Annotated in this window: 22 protein-coding genes; 16 read left to right on the forward strand and 6 right to left on the reverse strand. The window is 46.3% G+C overall.

The features are described 5' to 3' along the window. Positions 1–62 precede the first annotated feature (62 nt). The 10 genes from HP398_RS17670 (at position 63) to HP398_RS17715 (ending at position 10992) form a co-directional block, all read left to right on the forward strand. Positions 63–1523 carry a sensor histidine kinase gene (locus tag HP398_RS17670; protein WP_017252513.1) on the forward strand — a complete coding sequence of 487 codons (1461 nt, stop codon included), beginning with the start codon at positions 63–65 and terminating at the stop codon, positions 1521–1523. Next, the gene (locus tag HP398_RS17675; RefSeq protein WP_483297072.1) at positions 1489–2085 is read left to right on the forward strand and encodes an ANTAR domain-containing response regulator; all 597 of its coding nucleotides are present in this window, start codon (positions 1489–1491) and stop codon (positions 2083–2085) included. Before HP398_RS17670 ends, HP398_RS17675 begins: the two co-directional genes overlap by 35 nt. A 141-nt stretch (positions 2086–2226) precedes the next feature. Next, positions 2227–3687: an ethanolamine ammonia-lyase reactivating factor EutA gene (locus tag HP398_RS17680; protein WP_017252511.1), complete on the forward strand. Its 1461-nt coding sequence runs from the start codon at positions 2227–2229 to the stop codon at positions 3685–3687. 20 nt (positions 3688–3707) lie between these two features. Continuing rightward, positions 3708–5069 (forward strand): ethanolamine ammonia-lyase subunit EutB, encoded by a 1362-nt coding sequence (locus tag HP398_RS17685; RefSeq protein WP_017252510.1) that lies wholly within the window; start codon positions 3708–3710, stop codon positions 5067–5069. Between the two features lie 20 nt (positions 5070–5089). Continuing rightward, complete coding sequence (gene eutC, locus HP398_RS17690; protein WP_017252509.1) at positions 5090–6031, forward strand: ethanolamine ammonia-lyase subunit EutC; 942 nt, start codon at positions 5090–5092, stop codon at positions 6029–6031. 20 nt (positions 6032–6051) lie between these two features. Continuing rightward, positions 6052–6993 carry a malate dehydrogenase gene (gene mdh, locus HP398_RS17695; protein WP_017252508.1) on the forward strand — a complete coding sequence of 314 codons (942 nt, stop codon included), beginning with the start codon at positions 6052–6054 and terminating at the stop codon, positions 6991–6993. 467 nt (positions 6994–7460) lie between these two features. Further along, positions 7461–8846, forward strand: a complete 1386-nt coding sequence (locus HP398_RS17700) for a helix-turn-helix domain-containing protein (RefSeq protein ID WP_017252507.1) — start codon at positions 7461–7463, stop codon at positions 8844–8846. Between the two features lie 350 nt (positions 8847–9196). After that, positions 9197–9487 (forward strand): aspartyl-phosphate phosphatase Spo0E family protein, encoded by a 291-nt coding sequence (locus HP398_RS17705; RefSeq protein ID WP_017252505.1) that lies wholly within the window; start codon positions 9197–9199, stop codon positions 9485–9487. A 329-nt stretch (positions 9488–9816) separates the two neighbouring features. Next, positions 9817–10176, forward strand: coding sequence for a hypothetical protein (locus HP398_RS17710; RefSeq protein WP_173623268.1), 360 nt, complete (start codon positions 9817–9819; stop codon positions 10174–10176). A gap of 264 nt (positions 10177–10440) precedes the next feature. Then, positions 10441–10992, forward strand: coding sequence for a DUF4309 domain-containing protein (locus tag HP398_RS17715; RefSeq protein WP_217368749.1), 552 nt, complete (start codon positions 10441–10443; stop codon positions 10990–10992). Positions 10993–11106: 114 nt separating this feature from the next. Here HP398_RS17715 and HP398_RS17720 read toward each other — a convergent pair whose 3' ends face one another. Beyond that, positions 11107–12060 (reverse strand): hypothetical protein, encoded by a 954-nt coding sequence (locus HP398_RS17720; RefSeq protein WP_173623269.1) that lies wholly within the window; start codon positions 12058–12060, stop codon positions 11107–11109. A gap of 200 nt (positions 12061–12260) precedes the next feature. On the opposite strand from HP398_RS17720, the gene HP398_RS17725 reads away from it, so the two are divergent. The 3 genes from HP398_RS17725 (at position 12261) to HP398_RS17735 (ending at position 15531) form a co-directional block, all read left to right on the forward strand. Continuing rightward, positions 12261–12992 (forward strand): hypothetical protein, encoded by a 732-nt coding sequence (locus HP398_RS17725; protein WP_017252501.1) that lies wholly within the window; start codon positions 12261–12263, stop codon positions 12990–12992. Positions 12993–13505: 513 nt separating this feature from the next. Next, positions 13506–14078 carry an RNA polymerase sigma factor gene (locus tag HP398_RS17730; RefSeq protein ID WP_017252499.1) on the forward strand — a complete coding sequence of 191 codons (573 nt, stop codon included), beginning with the start codon at positions 13506–13508 and terminating at the stop codon, positions 14076–14078. Beyond that, positions 14071–15531, forward strand: coding sequence for a DUF4179 domain-containing protein (locus tag HP398_RS17735; RefSeq protein WP_173623270.1), 1461 nt, complete (start codon positions 14071–14073; stop codon positions 15529–15531). The genes HP398_RS17730 and HP398_RS17735 overlap by 8 nt, the downstream gene beginning before the upstream one ends. Before the next feature lie 40 nt (positions 15532–15571). On the opposite strand, the gene HP398_RS17740 is transcribed toward HP398_RS17735, so the two are convergent. Then, on the reverse strand, positions 15572–16855 hold the full coding sequence (locus tag HP398_RS17740) for a haloacid dehalogenase-like hydrolase (RefSeq protein WP_173623271.1): 1284 nt from the start codon (positions 16853–16855) through the stop codon (positions 15572–15574). A gap of 289 nt (positions 16856–17144) precedes the next feature. On the opposite strand from HP398_RS17740, the gene HP398_RS17745 reads away from it, so the two are divergent. Beyond that, positions 17145–18089: an aminopeptidase gene (locus HP398_RS17745; protein ID WP_017252496.1), complete on the forward strand. Its 945-nt coding sequence runs from the start codon at positions 17145–17147 to the stop codon at positions 18087–18089. An 82-nt stretch (positions 18090–18171) separates the two neighbouring features. Further along, a complete protein-coding gene (gene cls / locus HP398_RS17750; RefSeq protein ID WP_173623272.1) occupies positions 18172–19620 on the forward strand; it encodes a cardiolipin synthase in 1449 nt (482 codons plus the stop codon). 86 nt (positions 19621–19706) lie between these two features. On the opposite strand, the gene HP398_RS17755 is transcribed toward cls, so the two are convergent. After that, positions 19707–20687: an aromatic ring-hydroxylating oxygenase subunit alpha gene (locus HP398_RS17755; RefSeq protein WP_173623273.1), complete on the reverse strand. Its 981-nt coding sequence runs from the start codon at positions 20685–20687 to the stop codon at positions 19707–19709. Positions 20688–20893: 206 nt separating this feature from the next. On the opposite strand from HP398_RS17755, the gene HP398_RS17760 reads away from it, so the two are divergent. Next, entirely contained in the window at positions 20894–22243 is a 1350-nt protein-coding gene (locus HP398_RS17760) for a uracil-xanthine permease family protein (RefSeq protein ID WP_173623274.1), read from the forward strand. Between the two features lie 46 nt (positions 22244–22289). Here HP398_RS17760 and HP398_RS17765 read toward each other — a convergent pair whose 3' ends face one another. The 3 genes from HP398_RS17765 to HP398_RS17775 all read right to left on the reverse strand — a co-directional run bounded on the left by HP398_RS17765 (position 22290) and on the right by HP398_RS17775 (position 25358). Beyond that, positions 22290–23264: an ABC transporter substrate-binding protein gene (locus HP398_RS17765; protein WP_173623275.1), complete on the reverse strand. Its 975-nt coding sequence runs from the start codon at positions 23262–23264 to the stop codon at positions 22290–22292. A gap of 67 nt (positions 23265–23331) precedes the next feature. After that, positions 23332–24945, reverse strand: a complete 1614-nt coding sequence (locus HP398_RS17770) for a helix-turn-helix domain-containing protein (protein WP_254476193.1) — start codon at positions 24943–24945, stop codon at positions 23332–23334. Between the two features lie 29 nt (positions 24946–24974). Continuing rightward, positions 24975–25358 carry an OsmC family protein gene (locus HP398_RS17775; RefSeq protein ID WP_007720051.1) on the reverse strand — a complete coding sequence of 128 codons (384 nt, stop codon included), beginning with the start codon at positions 25356–25358 and terminating at the stop codon, positions 24975–24977. Positions 25359–25370 lie beyond the last annotated feature (12 nt).

The following is a 25370-nucleotide window of genomic DNA, read 5'->3' on the forward strand; positions in this document are numbered from 1 at the left end:
CCGTAGCGCGTCTGTGAGAAAATGAGGTCATATCAACTCCTAGCAGGTGAAAAGAGGTTCACATGCAATCAATACGAGAAGTGTGCAAAGCGTCCACGACGTTGAGTGATGACGACATTCGGATTGTGGAGGATCTGGCTTCCAAGCTTCAGATTTTTGCTGATCTGTCTCAAGCGGACATGTTTATTGATTGTCCGACGGTAGATCGGAGCGCTGCGATGGTAGTCGCACAAGCTGCACCGAGTACGGCACGCTCTATGTACAGTGGATCGGTCGTAGGGCATTTGGCGACGGCGATTAATGAGCCGGCCGTTATGTATTGTCTGACGACAGGCAAGCCCGTCATCGGTTCACGTGGGGTTTCACAGGAGCAAGTCGTGATGCGACAAAGTGTCGTACCCATCACGAATGCGGCTGGAAAAACAATCGGGACCTTGATAACTGAACAAGATATATCCAAACAGGTGGAACAGGAAAAAAACGTCGAAATGCTCAAGGAAACAACGGAGCAGTTAAGTGAGACGCTCATCCAGTTCGCTGTGCCTGATCTGCCCATTTCGTCGCTTTTGCACGAGGGCATGATTTTGTTTGATCAGAGTGGGGTTATCACGTACGCCAATGGCCGTGCCCACAAGCTGCTCTCTTTGATTGGCTTTGAACGGCCGGAAAAGGGCGAGAGCATTGAACGTATTTTTTCCTGGAGAGTTTCCCCGGAGAATTTTGTACGCAACGGGGGTTATATTCAGGAGGAGCTGTCAAAAGGCAAACATTTTATCATGATGAAAGCGGTTTCGTCCGTCCGCAAACAAGACATCATTGGGGGATTCATTCTCCTGCGAGACATATCGGACATTCGGGAAAAAGAAAAGCAATTAATGATCAAATCCGCGGTGATCAAAGAGATTCACCATCGGGTCAAAAACAATTTGCAAACCATCTCTAGCCTACTGCGCCTGCAAATGCGGCGTTCGCAGTCCAACGAGATTGAAAAGGTATACAGGGAAAGCATCAATCGCATCAACAGCATCGCCATTATTCACGAATACTTGGCACAGGATGGTCTGGAGCAGATTGACTTCAAAGAGATTTTAACCAAAATATCGAAAATAATCGTCTCTTCGATGAGACGTTCTGAGCAAGCTATACACGTCGTGGTGACGGGCGAATCGGTATATCTGCCGTCCAACAAAGCAACATCGTTTGCCTTGATCGTCACCGAGCTGATTCAAAATTGCATGATTCATGGTTTTCATGACCTGCATGAAGGGAAAATCTCTATTGCACTGGTTGCCAAGGAAGACTTCGTTAGTCTGTCTGTGACAGATGACGGAGTAGGCATCGAGGACATGGAGCAAATCCACAAAAAGGGACATCTCGGCCTGAAAATTGTCGATACGCTGGTCAGGGAAGACCTCGAAGGCACGATGCATTTCCGCAACACTGGGAACGGAACAGAGGTAACCATCCTCTATCCGATCCAAAAGGAGGATGAAGATGACACAGCCGAAGATTATGGTGGTTGATGACGAGCCGATTATTCGCATGGATTTGCGCGAGATGCTCGAAAATGAAGGGTATTTAGTGGTTGCCGAGGCGAAAAACGGAGAAGAGGCAGTCGAACAGGCCCATCGTCACAAGCCCGATCTGATCATCATGGATGTGAAAATGCCTGTCTTGAATGGAATCAAGGCAAGCAGTATCATTCGTTCCTTTTCAGACAGTTCCATTCTTCTCTTGACGGCTTATAGCCAAAAGGAACTCGTCCAGGATGCCAGAAAAGCGGGTGTGACGGCTTACTTGGTGAAGCCGGTGTCGGAGGATGACTTGATTCCCGCAGTAGAAATCGCACTCAGTCAAAAGGAAAAAGTCGTTTCACTGAAGAAGGATATCAATGATCTGAAGCAAAAGATCGAGGATCGCAAAGCAGTGGAAAAAGCAAAAGGAAAGCTGATGAGTGCCCTATCCTTGGAAGAGGATGCGGCTTACAAATGGATGCAGCAAGTAAGCATGCAACGGCGCATGCCGCTTGTGAAGCTGGCAGAAGAGATTTTGTCGGGCGAGCAGGCCATGTCCACACAAGGCTAGTACTGACGTTATCATAAAAAGCAGTGACAAGTAGATACGAAGAGAGCAAAGGCGCTTGAATCAGACCGGGAGCAAGGGACCGGCTGTTCAAGCGTTTTTTCGTAAGCCCGTCTGACACGCCAATGGTTCAAGGAGGTTCATATGGACGAACAATGGATCCAAAGCGTCGGGATCGATGTGGGAACAAGCACAACCAAAATGATCGTAAGCCGATTGCGATTGGGTCGCATGTCCAGCACGTTTTCGCTGCCGCGTTATCAGATCGTGGAGCGACAATTGCTGTATGCGAGTGAAGTACATTCCACACCGCTCATCGGATTTGATGAAATCGACGCTGACGGAATCGGATCGATTCTTGCAGCCGAGTACAACAAGGCACAAATCAGCTTGTCTCAAATCAAGTCCGGGGCGGTCATCATTACTGGAGAAACAGCCAGCAAAAAGAACGCACAGCATATCGTTCATCTGCTGGCTGAACGCTCCGGGGATTTCGTGGTAGCGACAGCAGGTGCTGACCTCGAAGGCGTGTTGGCGGGCAAGGGCGCTGGCGCAGAAAAGCGCTCGCAAGCCATACAAGGTGTGATCGTCAATGTCGATATTGGCGGAGGAACAGCGAATGCAGCCTACTTCCAACGTGGTCGCGCGATTGCGACGGTTACATTCCACGTCGGAGGAAGACTGATCCGTCTCAGTCCGCAGGGCGTCGTTCAATACGTGTCGCCGAACATTCAACAATGGCTGTCGGCAAAAGGATTGCGTATTCAAGTCGGACAGGAAATCGGATTCGCGCAGCTCACAGAGGTTGCTGAACAGTTGGGACGCAGCATGCTCGATTATTTGACGGGGAAAGAGCGACAAGTATCAGGCTTGCTCGTCTTGGGGCCGCATTTGCGCGATTCCATCCCTGTTGCTGAATTGACCGTCTCAGGTGGTGTAGGCCTGCTCATGAGCGGACCTCCCGTCCAAAATATTTCGGATGCAAGCCGATATGGCGATTTTGGCCCGCTGCTCGGATATGTACTCCAGCAGGAGCGCGAAAAAGGAACGTATCCGGTACAGTGGCTAGACCCGGATCAGACAGTACGGGCAACGGTAATTGGCGCGGGGATGCAGAGTACGGAGATTAGCGGTTCAACCGTGCATATCAAGCCGGAGCTGTTGCCGATTAAAAATATTCCGATTCTCAAGCTAGAGCTTACCGAGGAACAATTGGCAGATGCCGCACGACTGCGACAGGAAGTGGCTTCGATCTACCAACTGGGTGAGCGCCTGTTTGAAAAAACGACAGGGATTCCTTTCGCACTCGCGATCTCCGGCATCGGGTATTGCTCGTACGCTCTGCTACAGACGCTTTCCCAGGAGCTGTCGGAGCAATACCGGGCAAGTTTCCCCGAGAGTCAAACCATGGTCGTGATCTGTGAAACAGATATGGCGAAAGCGCTCGGGCAGGCCTTGGCGCTGCGTTGTAAAGGGGCACCGGAAATCATTTGCATCGATCAGGTGCGTGTGGAATACGGCGATTACATCGATCTCGGTGAGCCGATCTCGGGAACGATCATTCCCGTTGTCGTCAAAACACTCGCGTTTGATGAAAGGCCGTAACGTAAGAAGGGGTGGACGTGATGAACACGAAAACGACTGTGCTTGGACAGACCTATCAATTTCGCGATTTGAAAGAAGTTTTCGCGAAGGCTAATGAAGATAAATCAGGCGACCAGCTGGCTGGTCTCGCCGCTGCTGATTCCCGGGAACGTGTAGCTGCCAAGCAAGTTTTGGCTGATCTGACGCTGGCGGATATCCGCAACAATCCGATGGTTCCGGCAGAAGAAGACGAAGTATCCCGTGTGATCGAAGAAGGTATCAACGAAAAAATTTACAGCGAAATCAAAAACTGGAGTGTAGCAGAACTCCGCGAGTACATTTTGAGCCATCAAGCAGGCGATAATGAACTCAAGCGCATCAGCCGCGGCTTGTCCAGTGAGATGATTGCAGCGACTGCCAAGCTCATGAGCAACCTGGACTTGATTACGGCTGCGTCCAAGATTAAAGTTGTGACGCATGCCAACACCGTAATCGGTCAAAAGGGCGTATTGGCTTCTCGTGTACAGCCGAACCATCCATCCGATAACGTACAAGGCATCAAGGCGTCTCTGTACGAAGGATTGAGCTACGGAATCGGCGATGCGGTTATCGGGATCAACCCGGTTATCGATACAGCGGACAGCGTCAAAGACATTTTGAACATGACCAAAGACGTGATGACCAAGTTCGATATCCCGACCCAAAACTGCGTATTGGCTCACGTATCTACTCAAATGCGTGCCATCCGTAATGGGGCACCAGCAGACTTGATTTTCCAAAGTTTGGCGGGTAGTGAAAAAGGAAACAATGCATTTGGTATTGATGTAGCGCTGTTGGATGAGGCAGACGAGCTGATGCGCAAAGAAGGTACTTCCTATGGACCGAACTTCTGGTACTTCGAGACAGGCCAAGGCTCTGAGCTGTCTTCCGAGGCGCATCACGGCATGGACCAGGTAACGATGGAAGCGCGCTGCTACGGTTTGGCTCGCAAATACAATCCATTTATCGTGAATACGGTAGTTGGATTTATCGGACCTGAGTATTTGTACGACAGCCGTCAAGTAATCCGCGCAGGCTTGGAAGACCATTACATGGGCAAAATGCACGGTTTGCCAATGGGCTGTGACGTATGCTACACGAACCACATGAAGGTCGATCAGAACGATATGGACAATCTCGGTATCTTGCTCTCGTCGGCAGGAGTTAACTTCGTCATCGGGGTAGCTATGGCTGACGATGTCATGCTCAACTATCAATCGACGAGCTTCCATGATATTGCCGCGTTCCGTGAAGTGATGGGACTGCGCCCGGCACCAGATTTTGAAAAATGGCTGGAGAAAATGGGCATCATGGAAAACGGTAGGCTGACTGCAAAAGCAGGCGATCCGACAATCTTCATGTAAGATCAGGAGGTGAAAGACGGATGGAACAACAATTAGATTTCTTGGTAGATAAAGTAGTAGCAGAGCTGCAAAAGAAGCTGGGTGAGGCCACAGAACAAGCTCCGTCACCAAAAGCAGAGACGGGCTTGATCCAATTGAGATCGGAACCAAAGGCAGAGCCAGTAACGAGTGCGGCGACGGCTCCGACGCAAGCTCCAGCGGTGAATGAGCAACTTGCTCCATCAGCAGAGCCTGAGAGAACATCACACGTACCGAATCCGAAGTACAAGGAAGGCTTGGATGAACTGCTGTCCAGCACGCCAGCGCGCATCGGAGTTTGGCGTACAGGTGTGAGACCTTTGACTAAAACGATGCTCGAATTGCGTCGCGACCATGCTGCGGCTGTAGATGCTGTATACGGTGAAGTCAGTCAAGCGGTGCTCGATCAGTACTCCTTGTTCACAGTGGAAACGCAGTATGACAACACCGAAAACTATCTAAAGCGTCCGGATATGGGGCGCGTCCTCACGGAGGAAGGCGTGCGCTTGCTGCAAGAGCGCTGCCAAAAGAAACCGCAGGTACAAATCGTCGTTTCGGACGGCTTGAGTGCCGCTGCGGTGGATGCGAACCTGAAAGACGTGCTTCCATCCCTGATGGACTCTCTGAAAAGCTATGGACTGACCTGCGGCACACCGTTCTTTATCCAAGGCGGACGCGTAGCCAGCATGGATCACGTCGGCGAGATTTTGGAGCCAGAAGTATTGGTACTCCTGATCGGAGAGCGTCCAGGATTGGTTACGGCGCATTCCATGAGTGCATACATGTGCTACCGTCCACGCAAAGGTATGGTAGAATCAGAGCGTACAGTGATCTCGAATATTCATCGTCAAGGTACATCTCCGGTTGAGGCGGGGGCCCACATCGGGACCATTCTCTCCAAAATGCTGGAGCAAAAAGCAAGTGGTGTAAAACTAGTCTTGTAACATGACGAGGAGGATTCAGCATGACATTTCGTAGAAAAAAAGTAGCCGTCATCGGTAGTGGTTTTACAGGAGCGACAACTGCGTTCATCATGGCGCAAAAAGAGCTGGCTGACATCGTTTTGGTCGATATCCCTCAACTGGAAAACCCAACGAAGGGTAAAGCACTCGACATGATGGAAGCTTCCCCAGTTCTCGGCTTCGATGCTAACATTACAGGTACTTCTGACTACAAAGACATCGAAGGCTCCGATATCGTAATCATCACAGCAGGTATTGCTCGTAAGCCAGGTATGTCCCGCGACGACTTGGTAGCGACTAACGCAGCTATCATGCGCTCTGTTGCTGAGCAAGTGAAAACATATGCACCAAACTCCATCGTACTCATCCTGTCCAACCCGGTAGATGCGATGACGTATACATTCTACAAAACGTCCGGCTTCCCGAAACACCGCGTAATCGGTCAATCCGGCGTACTGGATACAGCTCGCTTCCGTACGTTCGTAGCAATGGAACTGAATGTATCTGTTAATGACGTAACAGGCTTCGTATTGGGCGGTCACGGTGACGACATGGTACCACTCTTGCGTTACTCCTACGCAGGTGGCATCCCACTCGAAAAATTGATCCCACAAGATCGTCTGGATGCTATCGTAGAGCGTACACGCAAAGGTGGCGGCGAAATCGTAGCTCTCTTGGGTAACGGTTCCGCTTACTATGCACCTGCGGCAGCTCTGGTAGAAATGGCAGAAGCGATCTTGAAAGACAAGAAGCGCATCTTGCCTTCCATCGCTTTGCTCCAAGGCGAGTATGGCTACAACGATATCTACCTGGGTGTACCAACTCTCTTGGGTGGAAACGGTATCGAACAAGTCATCGAGCTGGATCTGACTGCTGCTGAGAAAGCAGCATTGGATAAATCCGCAGATTCCGTTCGTGCAGTTATGAAAGTAGCTATGCCATAAGCACGAGTTTAAAATGAAAGCTTCGCCAGATGTTTTGGCGGAGCTTTTTTTACAATGTGGATAGTGGAGGGAAGAAGCGGATTTCCAGTCTACGCTTCGGCCTACGCCCTGCTGAGGGCGGGTACTGTTCGCTCCGAAATAAATAGCGGGAGCGCTTCAAAAGTAGAGCTTGGAGGATGTTTTTTCAGAGGTTGAAGCTGAAAACCCCCGCTATTTATTTCGGAGCTGGGTAGGGCTCCAGAGGCGCTAGGACTGGAAATCCGCTTCTTCCTACGGGGCTGTATTCGCATAAAAGCTGATTCAATAGGGTGTAATTGTCACGAAGTGCAAACACCTGTAAGACATTGGAGGAATTGTGCGAAAAGTGACGAACTAGTTTAATAAAATATGAAGAAATGTAAAGCCGAATCTTCCAAAAAAATATATTTTATTGTAAAATTAAGGAAAAATTTAGGGGATGATTCTTTATGGGGGGGCTGCAAGGGACATTGCACTGGTCGCTGCGGTCAGAGATTGAAAGACACCGTAGAGAGTGCGGCTATACCTTGAGTAAATTAGGTGAATTAACGGGCATCAACCATGGGAGTTTAAGCGAGATTCTGAACGGAAATCCACCGCGGGCTATGACCATTGGTCAATTAGACGCGCTCGCTGCGGTGTTTGGTCGCGAACCAGGTTGGTTGTACGAATTGTATACGGAAGAATGTATATCAGAGGGGAGAATATCGCGCCCTCGGTTGATACCATATTTGATTCGATGTGCAGAGTTTGGGCGGCAGGATTGTATAGATGAGGTTGTTCCTAAATTGTTGGACAACCCTAAAAATATTTCGACCCTCTTTTTAGTGGCGGAACAGCTATATGAAAGCGGGAAACAAAAAGAGTCCGTACCTTTTTATCAGGCTGTCGTGGATAGCGAGAAGGATGGACACTCTGACCAATTCGTGAGGAGTCAGTATCGATTATTTCGAGCTGCACTCGGGACCAATTCTGAAGAAAATGGGGAGGCAGTTATTCGGTTTTCCCCCTATCGGAATAGGCTTCCTGAAAACTACCAGTTGGACGCCTTATTTCAATTAACGCGGGTCTGTTACTCTTTGCAGAAATGGAAGAAATCAGAACAGTACGCTGATGAATTACGGTTTCTAGCAGAAACGATTTACATACATGAGTTGGACAGGTTGAAAAGAAACAAAACAAGAGAACCCTTGGAGACAGAACGTCACTTGGTCTATTATTATGCAATAGGACACTTATTCAAAGGTGCAGCATTGGAAATGCAAGGGCTGTATGTACAGGCGAAACCATATGTACATGCTTACGCTGATTTAGGATGGTTTGAACTACTGGATGAAGTCGGGCACCAAGAGGTAGAAAAATTCCGGGTTTGGGCAAAGGCTAACTTATACACATTAGAGGTACTAGCTGGCAATACAAGCATCATTGAGGAGTATGCTGGCTATCTTGAAAGTCTTCCGACAAATGAAATACTTGCTGGTTTAATTTCTATTATGAAATCAGCTAATACGTACCAATTTTGTGTGGATGAGATATTAGAACGCTTTTTTTCGCACATTGACAGTTTTGGTCAATTTAAAGAAGCTATTGGATTGGACAGACAGCTTCGGTTTCGTTACCAGATAGCCATTTATGAATTCGGCAAAGGGCGGATAGAGAAAGGAATTGAAGAAACGTTAACTTGTCTTTCTCTGGCAGATTCCGTGAGTAGGCATGAGGATGTTCTTAAATGCGTCTCATTATTCGAAGAGTATAGACAGTATGCGTCTGCATCACAAGTGGAGCAATATCAGACCATTGTAACGGGCAGAAAGAGGGTAAATCTCCCAAAATAATTTGATGGAAATCCGCAAACTCTCATTATATGCTAAATTTTGGTGGGCATATATAAATTAAGGGAGGTTTAACATATGAAAAGAATTATTTTATCAGTGGTTATGGTTTTCGCTATATTTACTGGATCTCCATCCATAGAGAAGCCCAATAACATTAGTATAATTATGTATGAGCATGGAACAGATTCCTAGAGAATTGACATTCAAGGAATAGTCAGTTAAATAGATCGTAACCGAAAAAACATCCCTCTGATGGGATGTTTTTTTCTATTCAATTTTTCTTAATCGGTGAATTTCTGCACATCCATGTATAGTAATTATATGTAATAAATTGTAAAAGAGAGGGGGCGTTGGATATTACTGCTATCGCAAATATTTTAGATAGGGACGTTTCATTGTACCCAGGAAACTCCGCCAAAAGAGGAGCAACATCAGCCCCTAAAAGTAAGTGTACGATCCGGGGCATGGTAAAGGAAATCGGTTGCCATTTAGAGTTGGATAATAGAATCGAACAGCTACGACGGGAAATGATGGAATTGGCGGGGAAGTACGGTCTCTCACATGATAAGGTTTTGGCTGTAAGCGAACAATTGGATAAATATATTGTCATTGCTCAAAACAGATTGAAAATGGAAAAGTAAGTCCTTCTCACACCTCAAGGCCTCCCAAGACCCTTCCATTAACTATTATCTAGGTATTCGCCGACTCTAGACATATTTAAGTCGAAACTGGATGATGAATTGATAGGAAGGTCATGTAGTGTATTTTAAAAAACTGGTCCAGCAGGAATTATATTTAGTGACCACTTGTGTGATAAGTGGAAATGGAATGAAAGTATTGAAATTGGTGATGATCGACCGAATAATTAATACAATGAGAAGGGAGGGCTTCCTTCCCTTTTTATTGTATTTTCAGTAAGGGGCGGATGTATCATGAAAAAAAAGTAGTACTAGGTATTATGCTCCTGTTTTTGCTTAGTATGATTGGGTTATATATGAATTTTCAGGCACATAGCAAAACGTATGGGTGGGTTGTAGTAACAAACAAATGGGTAGAAAATGACAAATATTTTCTTAGTATCAAGCATATTTGTTTAAATAACGAAACTGAATTTTGTAGCAATGAGAAGACAATTAGAATTGGAGATGAGGTAAGCTTGTTAAGCTCCTCTCCAGTAAAGAGTAATACACTTAGTGCTAAAGAGGCATATGATCAAATCGAACAAAATGGTAAGTATGTTTTTAGCTATATTTTCATTGAGGGAAGAATGTGGCCATTAAATATGCCTAATACATTAGTTGAATTTAAACAATACAACCAAAAAATATAATCAAAGTATTTTGTTGTTACTTTTAATTTAAGATTAATGCAAACAATGGAACATGGGATTACGAAAAGGAAGAATAATCTCGAATTTGCTTCCAGATAGCCGGTTAACACTAGCAGTATAACCGGCTATTTTTTGTGTCTAGAACTCCTTACCTTGTAAACCCACATGTTCGTTTTTCTTGTAGCATCCATATTAAAGTGCGGTTATATAATTACCAATAAATCACTAGCCTACGATCTACTCCTACTACTGACCAATCTATTTATGAGGAGTGTGGTTGATCTGCCTAAATTATGTCGTAATACTTTACTTGTTGTAGTTCTTAGCTCAATAACTTTATTTGGCTGCTCCAATGTTTCTGAAAAAACTGAAGATATTCCTGTTAATTCTGCTCAATCGGACACTTTGGAGAAAGTAAAAAATGGACAATTAGAAGGTGTCTTAATAGGCATTGGAGCAACAAAGAAAGAGGTTCTAGATAAAATCGGAACCCCCGTCAAAAGTGGAAATTCTGAGTATGGATTCACAGTATATTATGAGGGTTTTGATTTACAATTCGAAGACTATGCTAATTCAATTGATGAAGTAAAGGATACGAGTAAAGTCGTCTTAATGAATGCCGAACCAAAGACTGTTGGAATGACTGGAAAACCTGAGGAAATCAAAAATAAATTAGGGGAACCCTCTAGAGAGTTTATGGATGACACAGGTGACAATACGTTTATATTGGAATATGAAAATGGTGGAACCCTACTAAGATTTACGTTTGATTCAAAAGAAAGTCCAGTAAAGTATGTTACCCTTCGAGTCCAATAAGCTAGACTATCTGGCTTATTTTGGCCTGAATTCTGAAAAATTAGTCCATAAAAAAAAGAGACGGTTCTCCCGCCTCTTCTCTTTTACTTGTGTAACCTAGTTGACTCGGTTTTTCTACCATTTCGTTTCCGTTTTGTGTTCAATGATTGGCAATAATTTTGGTTCAATTGCTTTCATCATTTGTTTCAGTGAATGCTCGGAGATCGGTACTCCATCACCTTGAAGTTGTGCTCTAGACTGTGTTTCTGCAATCACATCAATTACTTGTTGTTTCGAGACATTTTTAGATGCTGCAATCTCCACAACAGTTTTACCTTTTGCTAATTCTTGTTTTAATTCTGTCGGGCTTATTTTTAGTAAAGCAAACAGTTTTTCATCGTTTAAAAAGTTATCAGCACTATAATCAGGCTTACCATTTAAAGAGAATAGGCCTTCTACTTTAATGTTTGAAGGTGTATCAGGACCTGTAGGAATACCTACGATCTTAGTAACACTAATGGTATTGTCCTGAACAAAAACCTGGTAGACTGGTTCTTTGAACATCTCATTGGTGTAATTCAACATCCATGTTTTTTGGTTTGGATTCTCCATTTGCTCGATAGCAACCTTGTATTGTTCGACGTTGCCATACATTTTATCAATAAGATCATTTACCTTAGTCTTGATTTCCTGATCGGTTAACGTAATGAGTGACTTCTCCTTTGGCTCCCAATTCTCTTGAATCACGTGTTCGATCTCACCCGTACTACCGTTTGTATGGAGGGTAATCTTTTTGCCGGTTCCTCCTTTTTCCTGTAGTACAATGCTTGTTTGGTTCACGTTGACTACATTTTTCCCTTTGGATACATCACCTTGAACATTGCTTGCATCGATAATCTCAAACGATTTTGTTTCAGGATATGCGAGATACAGCTTCTCAAGCGTTGATTTGCCAACCTCATCCACCTTGACTTGTTCAGTAGTCATTGGTGTTCTTGCAGGCATGTCAATCACGGCAGAAGCCGCAAATGCTGCAGCTGGAATCAAAATCGCAGTGGCAACGATTCCACCAATTAATCGTTTTTTCATAATTACTTCGCTCCTTTTTTGTTGTAAATAATGTGAATCGGATTGTTCTATTTGTTTTCTGAATAAGCAGCTTACACACTATATTGCTTCTTTAGCGGAAAAAGGTTCGGTTCATGTCTTATTTTTTTTGCATCGTGAGCAGACCCCATGCCTATCAAGCGAAGGAATTTGTCTATCATTTTGTAGGAAGGAGAATACGAATGATTAGCATTAAGAATTTAAAATCCACAAAAAAAATAGCATTGGCTACTATTGGTTTTATAGCAATTGCAGGATTTGCTGTTTACTATATAGGTGACTTGAAAAAACAGAGTTTTCTTTATTCCAGTGATTCAGATTATAGAATCGTTTCTGGTGAAGCAATGTTTACCGAGACATTCACTGACGTGGAGGGTCTAGCTGAAAATGCAGATATCATAGCCGAAGCTGAAGTTATTTCTCAAGAAAATAACCCTAATTATGAAAGACTAGATGTATATACAGTCTCTGAATTAAGAGTAACGAAAGTCTATAAAGGTGATGTAGAGATAGATGATACAGTATCTGTACTGGAAACTGGAGGGGAATTCGATGAAAGAGAGGCGGCCAAATATTTCGCAGGAAAGCCAGGATCTAAATTAGTGAATGATGATAATGGTGAACCCAGAATGACATCGGTAGGGATTGAAGGAAGTATTCCTATGAAAGAAGGAAATAAATATTTTGTTTTCTTAACAGAAGATAAAGATGACGTCTATAACGTAGTAGGGTCAGTTCAAGGAAAAATAAAGATTAATGACGAGGAAACCCTTGTATCCCAAGTTTCATTGGAAGTAATAGAACATGGTAATAAACATAATAATCTTTTTTTCTTGCAAGAAAATTATTCAGGAGAAAATATCTCTGAGCTTAGAAACGAAGTTGAACAACTCATTGCATCCTCTCCTAATTAGCTCCCCAAAGTCTTTCTCAACAGCAAGATCATTACGAAGTAGACAGAAAAAGGAGATAACGGATAATTACAAAAGAAACGGGGAGCTAAGTGCTCCCTATTTTCGTTGTAATGACATAGTGGAGGTTTCCTCAGTGACATACTATTCCTTTTTCGTCTTTGTGCTTTTCCTGCTAATCACTAAAGTGTATAACTATATCGAGAGTATACTTAGCCCACTAGATTTCGCCTTAGTTGTCGGTATGGGAGTTTTTATGCTATTACTAAAAGGTTGCGAATGGTTATCTGTCGTATTGGAAAAGTTTTGTATCAAGTTCAAAAAAAAAGTATGGCAATTGTATGTAGTCACTATTATTTTGTATTTCTTATTTTAGCTGCTTACGCATAGTATCCACCCGTTTCTGTTCAGGGGACGGGTTTTTCCATGTTCAGTATTTTTTCGCCTATGTAACGTGAACCAAACGCCGCGTTCTCGTGAATATACAGTAGAGCAAAAACGAAGGGAGGGAACGCTGTGGATGAGTGGGAGTTGATTGCCAAATGCCAAGAGGACGAGCCAGAAGCCTTTGAGCAATTGGTCAAGCCTTATCTGGCGATGGCATACCGGACAGCGTATTTGATCATTCATGACAAGCATCTGGCGCAGGACGCCGTTCAGGAAGGGCTCATCGAAGCGTATCAGCACATAGACCGACTCGATAAAAAACGGGGCATGGTCTTTCGCAATTGGCTATACCGGATCATTACGTTTCGGGCTCTGAATCTGGTACGCAAGCAGAAGCCCGTGGTGGAATACGAAGAGATGATCCCGGAAGAAGCGACAACACCGTTGGACAACGTGATCCAGCGGGAGGAGCAGCGGCAAATATGGCAGGCGATTCGCAGCATGAAGGCGGAGCATCGCGCGGTCATTATTCTTTACTATTACGAGGGCTTCAGCGTGTCGGAGATCGCCAAAATTACGGGTTCCTTCGAGGGGACAGTCAAATCGCGCATGCATAAGGCGAGGAAGCTGATTGCACAGCAATTGGACAAGAGTTGCATTCCATCTGATTTTTTGCGGGAAGGGGCAATGACTCATGACTAACGAGGAACGGCAAATCCAAGAGACGCTTAGGAAAGTAGCGGGAGCTGTCGAGACGCCGAATTTTCACATGCCATGCAAGAATCACGTAGTGCAAGTGAGAAGACGCTCAGTTTTCCGAAGCAAAAAATGGACATCCATCGGCATCGCTTCCGCAGTCGTAGTCGCTCTGCTCACAAGCATGCAAGTGTCCCCAACATTTGCGGCCTATGTCAAATCGATCTTTGCTCAAGACGGATTCGATGAAGGAGTGCAACAGGCGGCGAGACAAGGCTTCTCCGAAACATCGAATCTTTCTGTTACGGATCAGGGGATTACCTTGGAGGTAAAGGAAATCATTGCTGATCCGGTGCAGGTAATGGTTGCTTTAATGATTAAGCAGTCGGATGGCAAGCCGTTGCTCCCTAATCCGTCAGCGACAAACGCAGAATCCACTGCCGTTGAATTGCTGGATGCCAAAGGGGAGGTCATGACTGACAAGTGGGGAACTACCTTTGAAGAAAATGTGGGAGTCGTCCGGTTTATCCTCGGGGAAAAAGAACAAGAGCCCCTTCCGAAGACGTTGTCGATCCATTTTGATGAAATCGGTGATAGAAAAGGAAACTGGAAGCTGCAAGTTCCGATCACGATGGCAAAAACAACAGCGGCAACCACTGTGTTGCCTGTCAATCAAACGCAAATGACGAAGCATGGATTAAAGATGACCCTGCACCAGATCGTCCACACACCAACGGCCACCCGAATTGAGCTGGAAACACAATGGACAGAGGCGGCCAAAAAACAACTGGAACAAGAAGCAAAACAGCTAACCGGAAAGACGACGAACCCCGATTACGCTCCATTTCTTCCGTATCAGCAATATGGGCTGGGATATTACTACGAGGGAGCAGATGGTAGCAAGGGGAAGGAAAGAATCATCTATAATTCTTATTCCATGGATCGCTATGGGCATTTCCGTTGGATCAATGACGACGATCCGTTGCCAAAAGGCAAAGCAGCGACACTCGTCATAAATAGCCTCCATAAGGCAATCCCGTACGATATGAGTGTCACCTTCCATCCGGATGAATTGAACAAGAAGCCAGTGATCCAACAAGTGGGAGAAGATATCTTTACGTTGAAAAGCATCAAGCTGGCAAAAGATGATGATTCGGAAAAACAGCAAATGGAAATGGAGATCGAGATACAATCCAGAGATATTACGAGGATTTATTTGCCTTGGTGGGTACTTCAAGATGGGCAGGGGACAACCTACCGGGCTAAAATGGGTCATCAATCCAAGGGACCCGTTGATCAGTCAGGACGCGAGCGAGCAACGTACAAAATTCGGCTGGAGGACAGCAGAGATTGGGAAGGCGGAGAAATAACCAAGCTCCCGGAGAAGCTCACACTACGACTAGATGCTGTTCAGAAAAAATATCCGCTAGAGTGGAGAATTCCAGTTACCAATCAATAAAGAAGAAAACCGCCCCGGTACAAGGGCGGTTTTTTCTACGTTATTTCGCGACCAACTGTGGTTCTTTCTGCCCGAGTCGGATCGTCGCTTCACTCGGAATCCACATACCTGTGTTCTCGTCACGTCCTTGCAGGACAACCGTAGGTTTTGCTTTGCCCATTTGTTCGGCACCTTTGGTAATTTGCTGCCCAATTTTGCCGCCCTTGACGCGGTTTACGACGAGCACGAGTTGCACGCTGTCGAGTTCAGTCATCATCTCGAAATCGCCATTGCTATCGCCTGCGATGAAGATAGGGCCATGACCATACTTTTTCACCAATACATCCTGGATCACTTCCGTCTTGCCGTGGGCTACCGTGATCGGGTAGTCAGGCTGGTACACATTCGTAATCCGTCCGTTTTCTGTTTTCAGACGCATGCCGATGATGTTCTCCGCTGGGAGATTGTAGCCATATTTCGGGAGAGTGGCAAAGACACGAACGACATCTTCCAAGGAGGCACTCACGACATACACATCGATGCCATTGGCACGCAGCGTGTTCATCAGGTTTGCGACTTCGGAAGTGAGGCGCAGGCCTGTTGTATGAGAGGCTTTCACCACGCCTGCTTTGCCTGCCAACGATTTCGGGCTCGTCCAGGTTACTTTTTGAATCGACATACCGAGGCTGAGATCATTGGATGCTTCCGCCAACTGTTGTACTTCTTCCACTTTCATGTTCGTGAAGAGGTAGAGTACCCATGGATAGCCAATCGAGTTGCTGTGTGTATCGTTGATTGCTTCATACAAGAAAAACAGCTTGGCTTTGAAATCTGCGAACTGCTCTGTTGCTGTCACTTCTTCCAGCGACTTTGTTCCTTTAAGACCTTGATAATTTTGATATAAGTACGTGTAGTCGGCTACGAGATCAGTCGCGATGGCATCGAGTGTGACAGGCTTGCCGTCAACATTTTTATACGAATCGGAAAACGGTCCCTCTGGTACATTCGTGCGGATGACCTTCCCGAATTCTTCTGGTGTGAGCTTGTAAGCCAAATGGTTGATCTGATAGACAAACAGCGCTTCTTCGGTGTCATGCATGATACTCGTATTGTCCCAGTCAAAAACGACATACGGCTTTTTCTTGGCATTGTAGGTAGCGCTCTTGACGCCGTTTTTCTCAATCAATTCATGGACGGCTTGATAAGTCGCAGGTGCCCATTTCCCCTTGTCGAGCATCTGCACGTTGGTGTCCTTGGCCAAAGCTGGCATTTGCATCGCGAGTAGAGCGACGATCATCAGCATGGTCAGCCACCACGTTTTGGGTTGTACTTTTCTGTGTGACATTGTTGTCATCCCCTTTTTCTTTTTCTCGATCCCCAAATGAAAACGTTATCATTTCTTTCAAAAGAAAAAGGTCTTCCCCACGCCTTTTGCAAAGCGCGGGTAGAAGACCTCATTGTCTTAAGCGTTTTCATTTGTATTCTAATCATACTAAATCTTACAGCAAAAGCAAGAAGATTCCGATAAACTTGATAAGGGCAGGACTAACGATCTAATCTAGCGAAGACAGAAGAGTTTGCAAGAAAAAAGTGGATATAATCTAACCATAGATAGATGAGAAGGATGATGCGGCGTGACATTGATAGAATCCAGCAAAGGCATTTTGATGAATTGCTTGGCATTACAGGCGAATGAGACATTTTTGGTGGTGGCCGACGAGCGGAAGCGGGACATCGGTGAGGCGCTCTGGGAAGCGGGTAAACAGCTCGGGGCAGAAGCGATGCTGATGGTCATGAAGGAGCGGGAAAAGTCCGGTCAAGAACCTCCTGCGGCTGTTGCAGCGGCGATGAAGAGCGCAGATGTGGTGGTATGTGTGACCCAGCACTCTTTGACTCATACAAAAGCACGAAAAGAAGCAGCAGCAAATGGTACAAGACTGGCTACCATGCCAGCTATTACGGAAGACATGTTCCTTGCGGGAGCGATTTCCGCTGACTATACACAAGTAAAGGCACTCACCGAGCGCGTGACCGAAATGCTGACGCGGGCAAGTACCGTGCGGATCGAAAAAGCGGGCAAGTCACTGACGTTTTCCATCGCAGATCGCAATGGGGTGCCGAGTACGGGCATGTACGTCAATCCTGGAGAATCGGGCAATCTTCCTTCCGGAGAAGCGTATATCGCCCCATTGGAAGGGACAGCAGAGGGACAAATCCTTGTCGATGGCTCCATCGCCGGTATCGGAAAAATTGATTCGCCTCTGCTATTGACGGTCCAAAATGGTCGGATCACAGAGGCAGAAGGAACGGCGGGTGAACGCCTCCTGCAAATGCTTGGGGACCAAGACGGGCGGATGCTGGGTGAATTCGGAATCGGAACGAATGATAAGGCACGTATAACGGGAGTTGTGTTAGAGGACGAGAAGGTGTACGGAACGATTCACGTAGCCTTTGGTAGCAACAACACGTTTGGCGGGACAATTGTTGCGGGGGTACATATTGATCTGGTTGTCAAAGAGCCAGATGTGTATTTGGACGACAAATGTATCATGAAGAGCGGAAAACTATTGACAACATAGGACAAACTAGATGGATAGGAAGGATGAATCCCAATAGTAAATGTTGTAATATGGGAGAAATCCTAGAGGTGGATGTGGTGTGATGGCAATGTTTGAAAAAATATTTGCGATTATAACAATAGGTAACCTGATTTTGGCTGCCGTTCTTATTTTCATGGAGAGGCGAAACATCGCGGCAACCTGGGCCTGGTTGATGGTTCTGCTGTTTTTGCCGGGCATCGGGTTTATCGTTTACCTGATTTTTGGACATAAGCTAAGCAAGAAAAAGCTGTATCGGCTCAAGGAAGGGGAATTTTCTCATTTTCGAGCTGCGGTCGATAGACAAAAGCAGTTGCTTGCCCATGGTGAACTACAGGTGAACGACCCTGAGATGGAGAGACACCGCGACATGATTTTCATGAACGTGGTAAGTGATGGAGCGTACTATACGCAGGATAATACCATTCAGGTTTTTAAGGAAGGCCATAGTCTGTTCAACCTCATGTTCAAACAGATGGAGGAAGCTCGCGAGCATATACATTTGCTGTACTATATTTTGAATGACGATGATCTAGGGAAACAGCTCATTCAACTGTTGACGAAGAAGGCTAAGGAGGGCGTCGAGGTTCGATTGCTCTATGATGCGGTAGGTTCCTCTGGTGTCTCCTCCCGGTTCCTGCGCCCACTGGTAGAGGCGGGGGGACAAGTCGCTTCCTTTTTCCCGGCGAAGATTCCGTTCCTTAATTTTCGGGTCAACTTCAGGAATCATCGTAAACTGACGATTATTGATGGAAAGATTGGCTATATCGGAGGCTTCAACATTGGGGATGAATACCTGGGTAAGGATAAGAAGCTGGGGTATTGGCGTGACACCCATTTGCTGATAGAGGGAAGAGCGGTGTACATGCTGCAAGCACGCTTTTTCCTGGACTGGAATTTGTCCGCTCCGAAAAGAATGCATGAGTCACTGGCGTATTTTCCGGAGATTCATGAGTCCGAGGGCACGATTGGCGTTCAGATCGTATCGAGCGGGCCAAACTCGGAAAAAGAGCAAATTAAGCATGCATTTTTGAAGATGATCTACAAGGCACGGAAAAAGATTTACTTGCAGACGCCGTATTTCGTTCCCGATGAAGGTATGCTAACCGCACTGAAGATGGCGGCAATGTCCGGGGTAGATGTACGGGTGATGGTCCCAGGAAAGCCAGATCATTTGTTGGTATTCTGGGCTACTCACTCTTATCTCGGTGATTTGTTAAAGAGCGGTGTTCGCTGCTACCTCTACGAAAAAGGTTTCATGCACGCCAAAACAATCGTGGTTGATACCCAGTTGTCATCTGTGGGAACAGCCAATGTTGATATTCGTAGCTTCAAGCTGAATTTCGAGACGAATGCGTTTATGTACGATTCGAAGATGGCAGAGGAGCTGGAGGAATTGTTTGTCTCCGATCTGGCTGATTGCCGGGAGATGACACTGGGAGAGTATGTAAACCGACCACTGCGTTTACGCTTGCTGGAATCGTTGACGCGGCTGTTGTCTCCGCTTTTATAAAAGCTGTACGACAAAGTACAAGAGGACCTGTTAACCTACGTGAGCAATCACGGAGTTGGCAGGTCCTTTTATTTTCGTTAAGAAGCTTATGCCGTACCGAACGTGATACCCATCTCCGTCAAGTATTGACGGTAAGCGATGCTCGCACGGTCGCATTTTAAGGATAGCTCTACTTGTAAATCAAGTGGCAGGTCCTCAGGCTTTTGATTTTCCACGATCGGTTTATCTTGAGCGAAGATGAGGTTTTGGAAGCTAATGATTTCCTCATCGGAAAGGTTCGTCTCATAATTAAAAGAAAGTACGCCATAAGCTACGCTTCGCGCTTCATCCAGCGGCATCACAGTAAGCAAAATAGACATCAGATTGCCGTTTTCCGCATCGCGTTTCGTGAATTTTACCGTGAGCGGACGGAGGATTTCGTACGTGTAATAGACGTGCTTCGCTTGACCAGTACCGTCCGGGTCAGGCTGAAAAATCTTGATCTCATCTGTGCGAATAACACCGTTCTCGTCGCGGTGAACGCGGTAATCCCCGATTTCCATATGCGTTTCGACACCCAAATAACCCTCATGAACGACAGCCAGGTGGCCTACATCCAAAAAGTTCTCTACGACGCGTGGAGGCTTGGCCATGACTGTCTGTGGCCCCCAGATGACATTTCGAAAACGATGATCCTCAAATTCCGGCAGGGCAAAAAACTCAGGAGATTGGTTGGCGAGATTCACCCACACGAATCCATATCGCTCTGTACAGCCGTATAAAATAGCACGCGCTTTGCCGGGTATCGCTTGTTCGGCAGGCAACTGAGGGATTTTTACACAGGCGCCGGATGCTTCATATTCCCATCCATGATACGGACAGACCAGCTTTCCATCTCGGACACAGCCCAGAGACAGGGCAGCGCCTCTGTGAATACAGAGGTCTTTAAACGCATGGATTCCTTCTTCGTTGCGGAAGAGGACGACCCGCTCGCCCATAATGGTGACCTGGATGGGGCGGTCTTGCACATCCACCGAACGACAGGCGACGATCCACTCATTACGCAGCACGGTATCTTGCACGATCATTGATGAGACACTCCCTTTGTCGATACTTCGGTTATTCACTCATTGTAGCGGGAGAGTAGAAGGGAAGTCAACAGAAAACACGAACATTATAAAGCGATAATACCTATTTATTACGTGAATAGTTGCCTAAAAACGGATTTATCCAGTATAATTCCACTTGTATCGTTCGTAATTAGCTAAACTACCACTAGGGAGGCCTTTTGAAAGTGGAACAACATCGAGAAAGCAATCAGCTTGTTGTGGGCGTCGATGACAAAATCAGTGTGGGCAAGGCGTTTTTACTTGGTTTGCAGCATGTGTTAGCTATGGACTTGTACATTGCTCCTATTATTATTGCTGGGCTGCTGACCATGGACGCTTCAAGCACTTCTTTCTTTATTCAAATGTGTTTTCTTGCGACGGGTATCGGGACGTTGATCCAGACTGGATTTGGATTGCGTTTGCCTGTCGTGCAAGGCCCTTCCTATGTACCCATCGGTGCGCTGGCTGCGATCGGCAGTAAGCTGGGGATGGGTGCGATGATTGGCAGCATGATTCCCGGAGCGCTGTTTGTGGCCCTGATGGGGTATCCATTGAAGTGGTTTGCCAAAGCGGTTCGCAAATTCATTCCACCGCTAGTTGGCGGGACGGTGATCATCATCGTAGGCATTGCTTTGATGCCAACAGGGATGGGAAACATTTATCACTCCCCGGGAAATATTTGGACCAACATTTTGATTGCCGCCGTTTCAGCTGGTGTGCTTGTCATCTGTATGCTGCTGGGCACAAGAGCAAAGGTTGCGGGGGCGTTTTTTAGACTGGTATCTGTCCTGATTGCGATTTTCGTCGGAACGGTAACCGCTGCTTTTTTTGGAACGGTAGATTTTAGTCCGGTTGGACAAGCACCGTGGCTGTCCATGCCGAAGCTGTTTCCGTATGGGGCTCCTGTATTTGATCTCAGTGCTGTTTTGACGATGCTTTTTGTTTATATGATTATCATGATTGAAACAACAGGGACTTGGTTCGTCGTCTCTACGGTAACGAACAGTGAATTGACGGAGGAGAGACTGAATCGCGGTGCTGTCGGTGAAGGCTTGGGGTGCTTTGTCGGGGCATTGTTCGGAGGTACACCTACGACTGGCTATTCCTCCAATGCAGGGTTGATTGCGGTGACAGGAGTAGGAAGCCGGATGGCGATTATGGCCGGAGGATTGATCTTGATTGCCCTTGGGCTGGTGCCGAAGCTGTCGGCGGCGATTACTTGTATACCGGAGCCAGTCATCAACGGGATTTTTGGGATCGTGTGTGTAGCGATTGTGGCGAATGGGATCAAAGTCATTCAAAACATTACGATTGATGATCGGACAATGATGGTGATTGGTTTGCCAATTCTGCTGACAATGGCGGTAACGGTCCTGCCAAAAGATGCACTCGCAGGAGTACCAGATTTCGTGAACTACATTTTATCGTCAGGCATTACAGTAGGGGCATTGGCAACCGTGCTTTTGAATCTGCTCATTCCAGAGGGAAAAGAGAACAGAGGGAAGGTTCCACAGCAACAGCCTGTTAGCAATTGATAAAAAACAGCCCGCGAAGCTGCGCTTCTGGGCTGTTTTTGCATGGTTATTTTTTCGTTCCGGTCAAATACTGCACAGCTTCATCCAGCTGCTTTTCAATCAGAATGGCGTCGTATCCTAGCCATCTGTCCACGTCGACAACATAAACATGGTTATTTTTGACGGCAGGCAAGTTTTTCCACAGACTGCTTTGCTCGATTTCTTTTAGATATTGGGTGGCATCTTCCCCTGGGAACAGCATCAGGAAAATATGGTCGGCCGTATATTCTGGCAAAAGCTCCATCGACAGGTCATTTGACCAGAACAGCGGGTCTTTTTCAATCTCGGTCTTGATGAGTGCAGGTGGCGTCAACTGTAGATCGTTGTACAAAACATGCCCCATATTACGAGCGCCGTACATTTTGATTGTTTTCGCACGTACGTTCATAGCTGCGACGGTTTCGTTTTTTCCGACCTTGGCTTGTACGAGCTTGCGAGCTTCTTCCACCTTTGCTTTGTACTTTTCTTCCCAAGCCTTGCCTTCTTTCTCCATGCCTAGTGCTTCCGCTACCTTCTGTACATGACCAAAGACATCGTATTGATCAAAATCGATTGCAACAACGGGGGCGATTTTTGTCAGCTTCTCATATACTTGTTGTTCGTCATCGGAGCCTGTCAGGATCAAGTCAGGCTGCAATTCAAGGATTTTCTCCAGATTGTAAGCATCATAATCTCCCACGACTTCGATGCCACTGACCAACGGAGCCATGTCCGCACCTTCCATATGTCCCTTCAATGCTCCGATTGGCTTCACACCTAGAGCAAGCATAGAGCCCACATATTGCAGGGCTACGACACGTTTTGGCTTTAAGGGAATGGTGGATTCGCCTTTCGCGTGCTTCAATACGCGTGTTTCGCTATCTTTGTTCTCTTGTGCAGGTGCCGATGGATTGGTGCTGGCTGTCTGACCGCATGCCGTGAGCAAGAGCAAGGAAAGCATCATGAATCCGGGCAGCCAAGCTTGTATGCGTAATCGTTTCATCGTAAATCCTCCATGAATGAAAATGATTCTCATTAACAAAGTTCATCTTACCCTGAATGTACTCTTTTCATCCATGGAGAATGTTCCGTATTTCTTTGGACAATGTGGTGGTGTTAGAATGGGTCAAAATTTGGACGATCTCTTCCAGCTGGATGTCGAGGGAGAGGGGATCATACGAAAACCAAATCGGATTGAGAATGACCACTTGCCCTTTTTGTACAGCAGGAATTCGTTGCCATACATCCTGTTTCATTAACTCTTTGAAGTGTGCCCGTGAGAGATCATCATCAAAAATATGAACGAACAGCCAATCTGCTGCGTACTGGCTTAATTGATCCTCGTTGATTGTAGTCGCCCAAAAATTGGGGTTGCGTGTCAACTCTTCTTGAATGATTCTGGGTGGCGTCAGCTTCAAGGATTTGTATAGTACATGCCCGATATTTCTGGCACCGTATGCAAATAGGCTCTGTGGGCGCACATTGAGGATCAAGAAAGTTTCTTCCTTTTGGATATGAGCGTCGATGCATCGCTTCGCCTTCAAAACCTTCTGTTCATGCTGCCTGAGCCACATGTGTGCCTGATCTTTCATGCCAAGCACATCGGCCAGTATGTTCAAATGACCAAATACATCATGCGCAAGCCACGGAAGTGCAAGAGTAGGTGCAATCTTGGAGAAAGTAGCGCAATCTCCTGTCGATTCTGTCAAAATGAACGTCGGTTGCAATGGTTCGATCAAGTCTGGCGTGTTCTCGGGCAGGCTGACAATCTCATCTGCCTCTTTCATCCGCAATTGCTCGCGTAAATAAGTGACCTGCTCTTCGGGAGCGCCAACTGGTCTGATTCCCAGTGCCAATAAATACTCGGCATAGTGGAAGGTGACGGGTGCCATTTGCTTCTGATTCATGCGGACAAAGACAGTTGGCGACACGCCTATCTGCTGTTTGAAGCGTCTGCTGAAGTAAAACTCATCGGCATAACCGACCAGGCGTGCTACTTCGCGCAATCGTTTATTCGATTCGCGAAGTAGCGTCTTCGCATGCTCCATCCGGCAGCTCGTCAAATATTCGATCGGGCTTTTTCCGACCTTTTTCTTGAAGACTTCGGAGTAATACCGAGGGGTAAGGCCAGCTCGATTCGCCAAATCGTCTAAGGTAATTGGCTCCGCATAATTTGTATGAATGTAAGAAAGAGTCTGATCGACAACGTTTGATGTTTCTATGGTAGATTGCTGTTCTGCATGGCTCCAAATCAGGTGCAACAATTGCTGAAAGCGAATTTGATTTTGAAAAGCTTCCAACGGATCATTGGTTTGTCGATGGGCAAACAGCGTGAGGGCAAGCTCCGTGCCGTGATCGACCTGGTGAAATAAACATGAGCTGCGGTCCAGATGCCAGGAAAGGCTCGGGCTGTACGCGTTGGTGACCTGATCTGACTGTTGCAGGGCATCAAAATAAAATACGAGGAAACGGAGTGGATCATCTGTATCAGCGCGTACTTGCCTCGCAGATTCTCGAGAAAGAACCAGCACACTTCCATCTAGTAGAGTGGCTTGATCCAACTCGTTCAGTATCCGGCCCGATCCTTTTGTCACGATGAGCACGGCATGGGTAGATCCGCCGGAAAACGCCCATGCTTCTGTCGGTGACAAGGTGACCTGCTGTATGTCTTGAAGTAGAAACAAGGGAGTGGGCATTAGCACTGCATTTCCTATCATGATACCAATTCGAAGGACTCGGTTACGACGATGCTTCCCTTGACAGATTGGACCATCGGGCAGTTTTTGCTCGCGGCTTCAATGGCTTTTTGCACTTTTTCTTCTTTCATATTTTCACCCGTAATGATGAAGTGGAGGTGAATTTTTTCAACCCGATTTGCCTCTGCCTCATTTCGCTGCACATCTGCTGTTACTTTCATGTCCGTGCACGGCATTCTCATTTTGTCCAATACTTTTCGCAAAACACCGCCACTGCAAACAGCGATGGAAGAGACCAAGAGCTGGTAGGGGCGAAAGCCATACTGTTCATCACCAGATACGTGCAGCTCACCGTAGGACAGTTGTGTGACAAAGCCATTTTCTTTCGCTTGAAATTCCATGCGTAACCCTCC

This window comes from Brevibacillus sp. HB1.4B (genome assembly GCF_013284285.1).
Classification (GTDB): domain Bacteria; phylum Bacillota; class Bacilli; order Brevibacillales; family Brevibacillaceae; genus Brevibacillus; species Brevibacillus porteri.

Bases quoted from the DNA above. Each gene is read 5' to 3' on its own strand.
- HP398_RS17670 (WP_017252513.1), top strand. From the start codon at position 63: ATGCAATCAATACGAGAAGTGTGCAAAGCGTCCACGACGTTGAGTGAT.
- HP398_RS17765 (WP_173623275.1), bottom strand. From the start codon at position 23,264: ATGAAACGATTACGCATACAAGCTTGGCTGCCCGGATTCATGATGCTT.
- HP398_RS17775 (WP_007720051.1), bottom strand. From the start codon at position 25,358: ATGGAATTTCAAGCGAAAGAAAATGGCTTTGTCACACAACTGTCCTAC.
- HP398_RS17725 (WP_017252501.1), top strand. From the start codon at position 12,261: ATGATTAGCATTAAGAATTTAAAATCCACAAAAAAAATAGCATTGGCT.
- HP398_RS17720 (WP_173623269.1), bottom strand. From the start codon at position 12,060: ATGAAAAAACGATTAATTGGTGGAATCGTTGCCACTGCGATTTTGATT.
- cls (WP_173623272.1), top strand. From the start codon at position 18,172: ATGGCAATGTTTGAAAAAATATTTGCGATTATAACAATAGGTAACCTG.
- HP398_RS17715 (WP_217368749.1), top strand. From the start codon at position 10,441: ATGAGGAGTGTGGTTGATCTGCCTAAATTATGTCGTAATACTTTACTT.
- HP398_RS17740 (WP_173623271.1), bottom strand. From the start codon at position 16,855: ATGTCACACAGAAAAGTACAACCCAAAACGTGGTGGCTGACCATGCTG.
- HP398_RS17755 (WP_173623273.1), bottom strand. From the start codon at position 20,687: ATGATCGTGCAAGATACCGTGCTGCGTAATGAGTGGATCGTCGCCTGT.
- HP398_RS17680 (WP_017252511.1), top strand. From the start codon at position 2,227: ATGGACGAACAATGGATCCAAAGCGTCGGGATCGATGTGGGAACAAGC.
- HP398_RS17675 (WP_483297072.1), top strand. From the start codon at position 1,489: ATGAAGATGACACAGCCGAAGATTATGGTGGTTGATGACGAGCCGATT.
- mdh (WP_017252508.1), top strand. From the start codon at position 6,052: ATGACATTTCGTAGAAAAAAAGTAGCCGTCATCGGTAGTGGTTTTACA.
- eutC (WP_017252509.1), top strand. From the start codon at position 5,090: ATGGAACAACAATTAGATTTCTTGGTAGATAAAGTAGTAGCAGAGCTG.
- HP398_RS17700 (WP_017252507.1), top strand. From the start codon at position 7,461: ATGGGGGGGCTGCAAGGGACATTGCACTGGTCGCTGCGGTCAGAGATT.
- HP398_RS17685 (WP_017252510.1), top strand. From the start codon at position 3,708: ATGAACACGAAAACGACTGTGCTTGGACAGACCTATCAATTTCGCGAT.
- HP398_RS17735 (WP_173623270.1), top strand. From the start codon at position 14,071: ATGACTAACGAGGAACGGCAAATCCAAGAGACGCTTAGGAAAGTAGCG.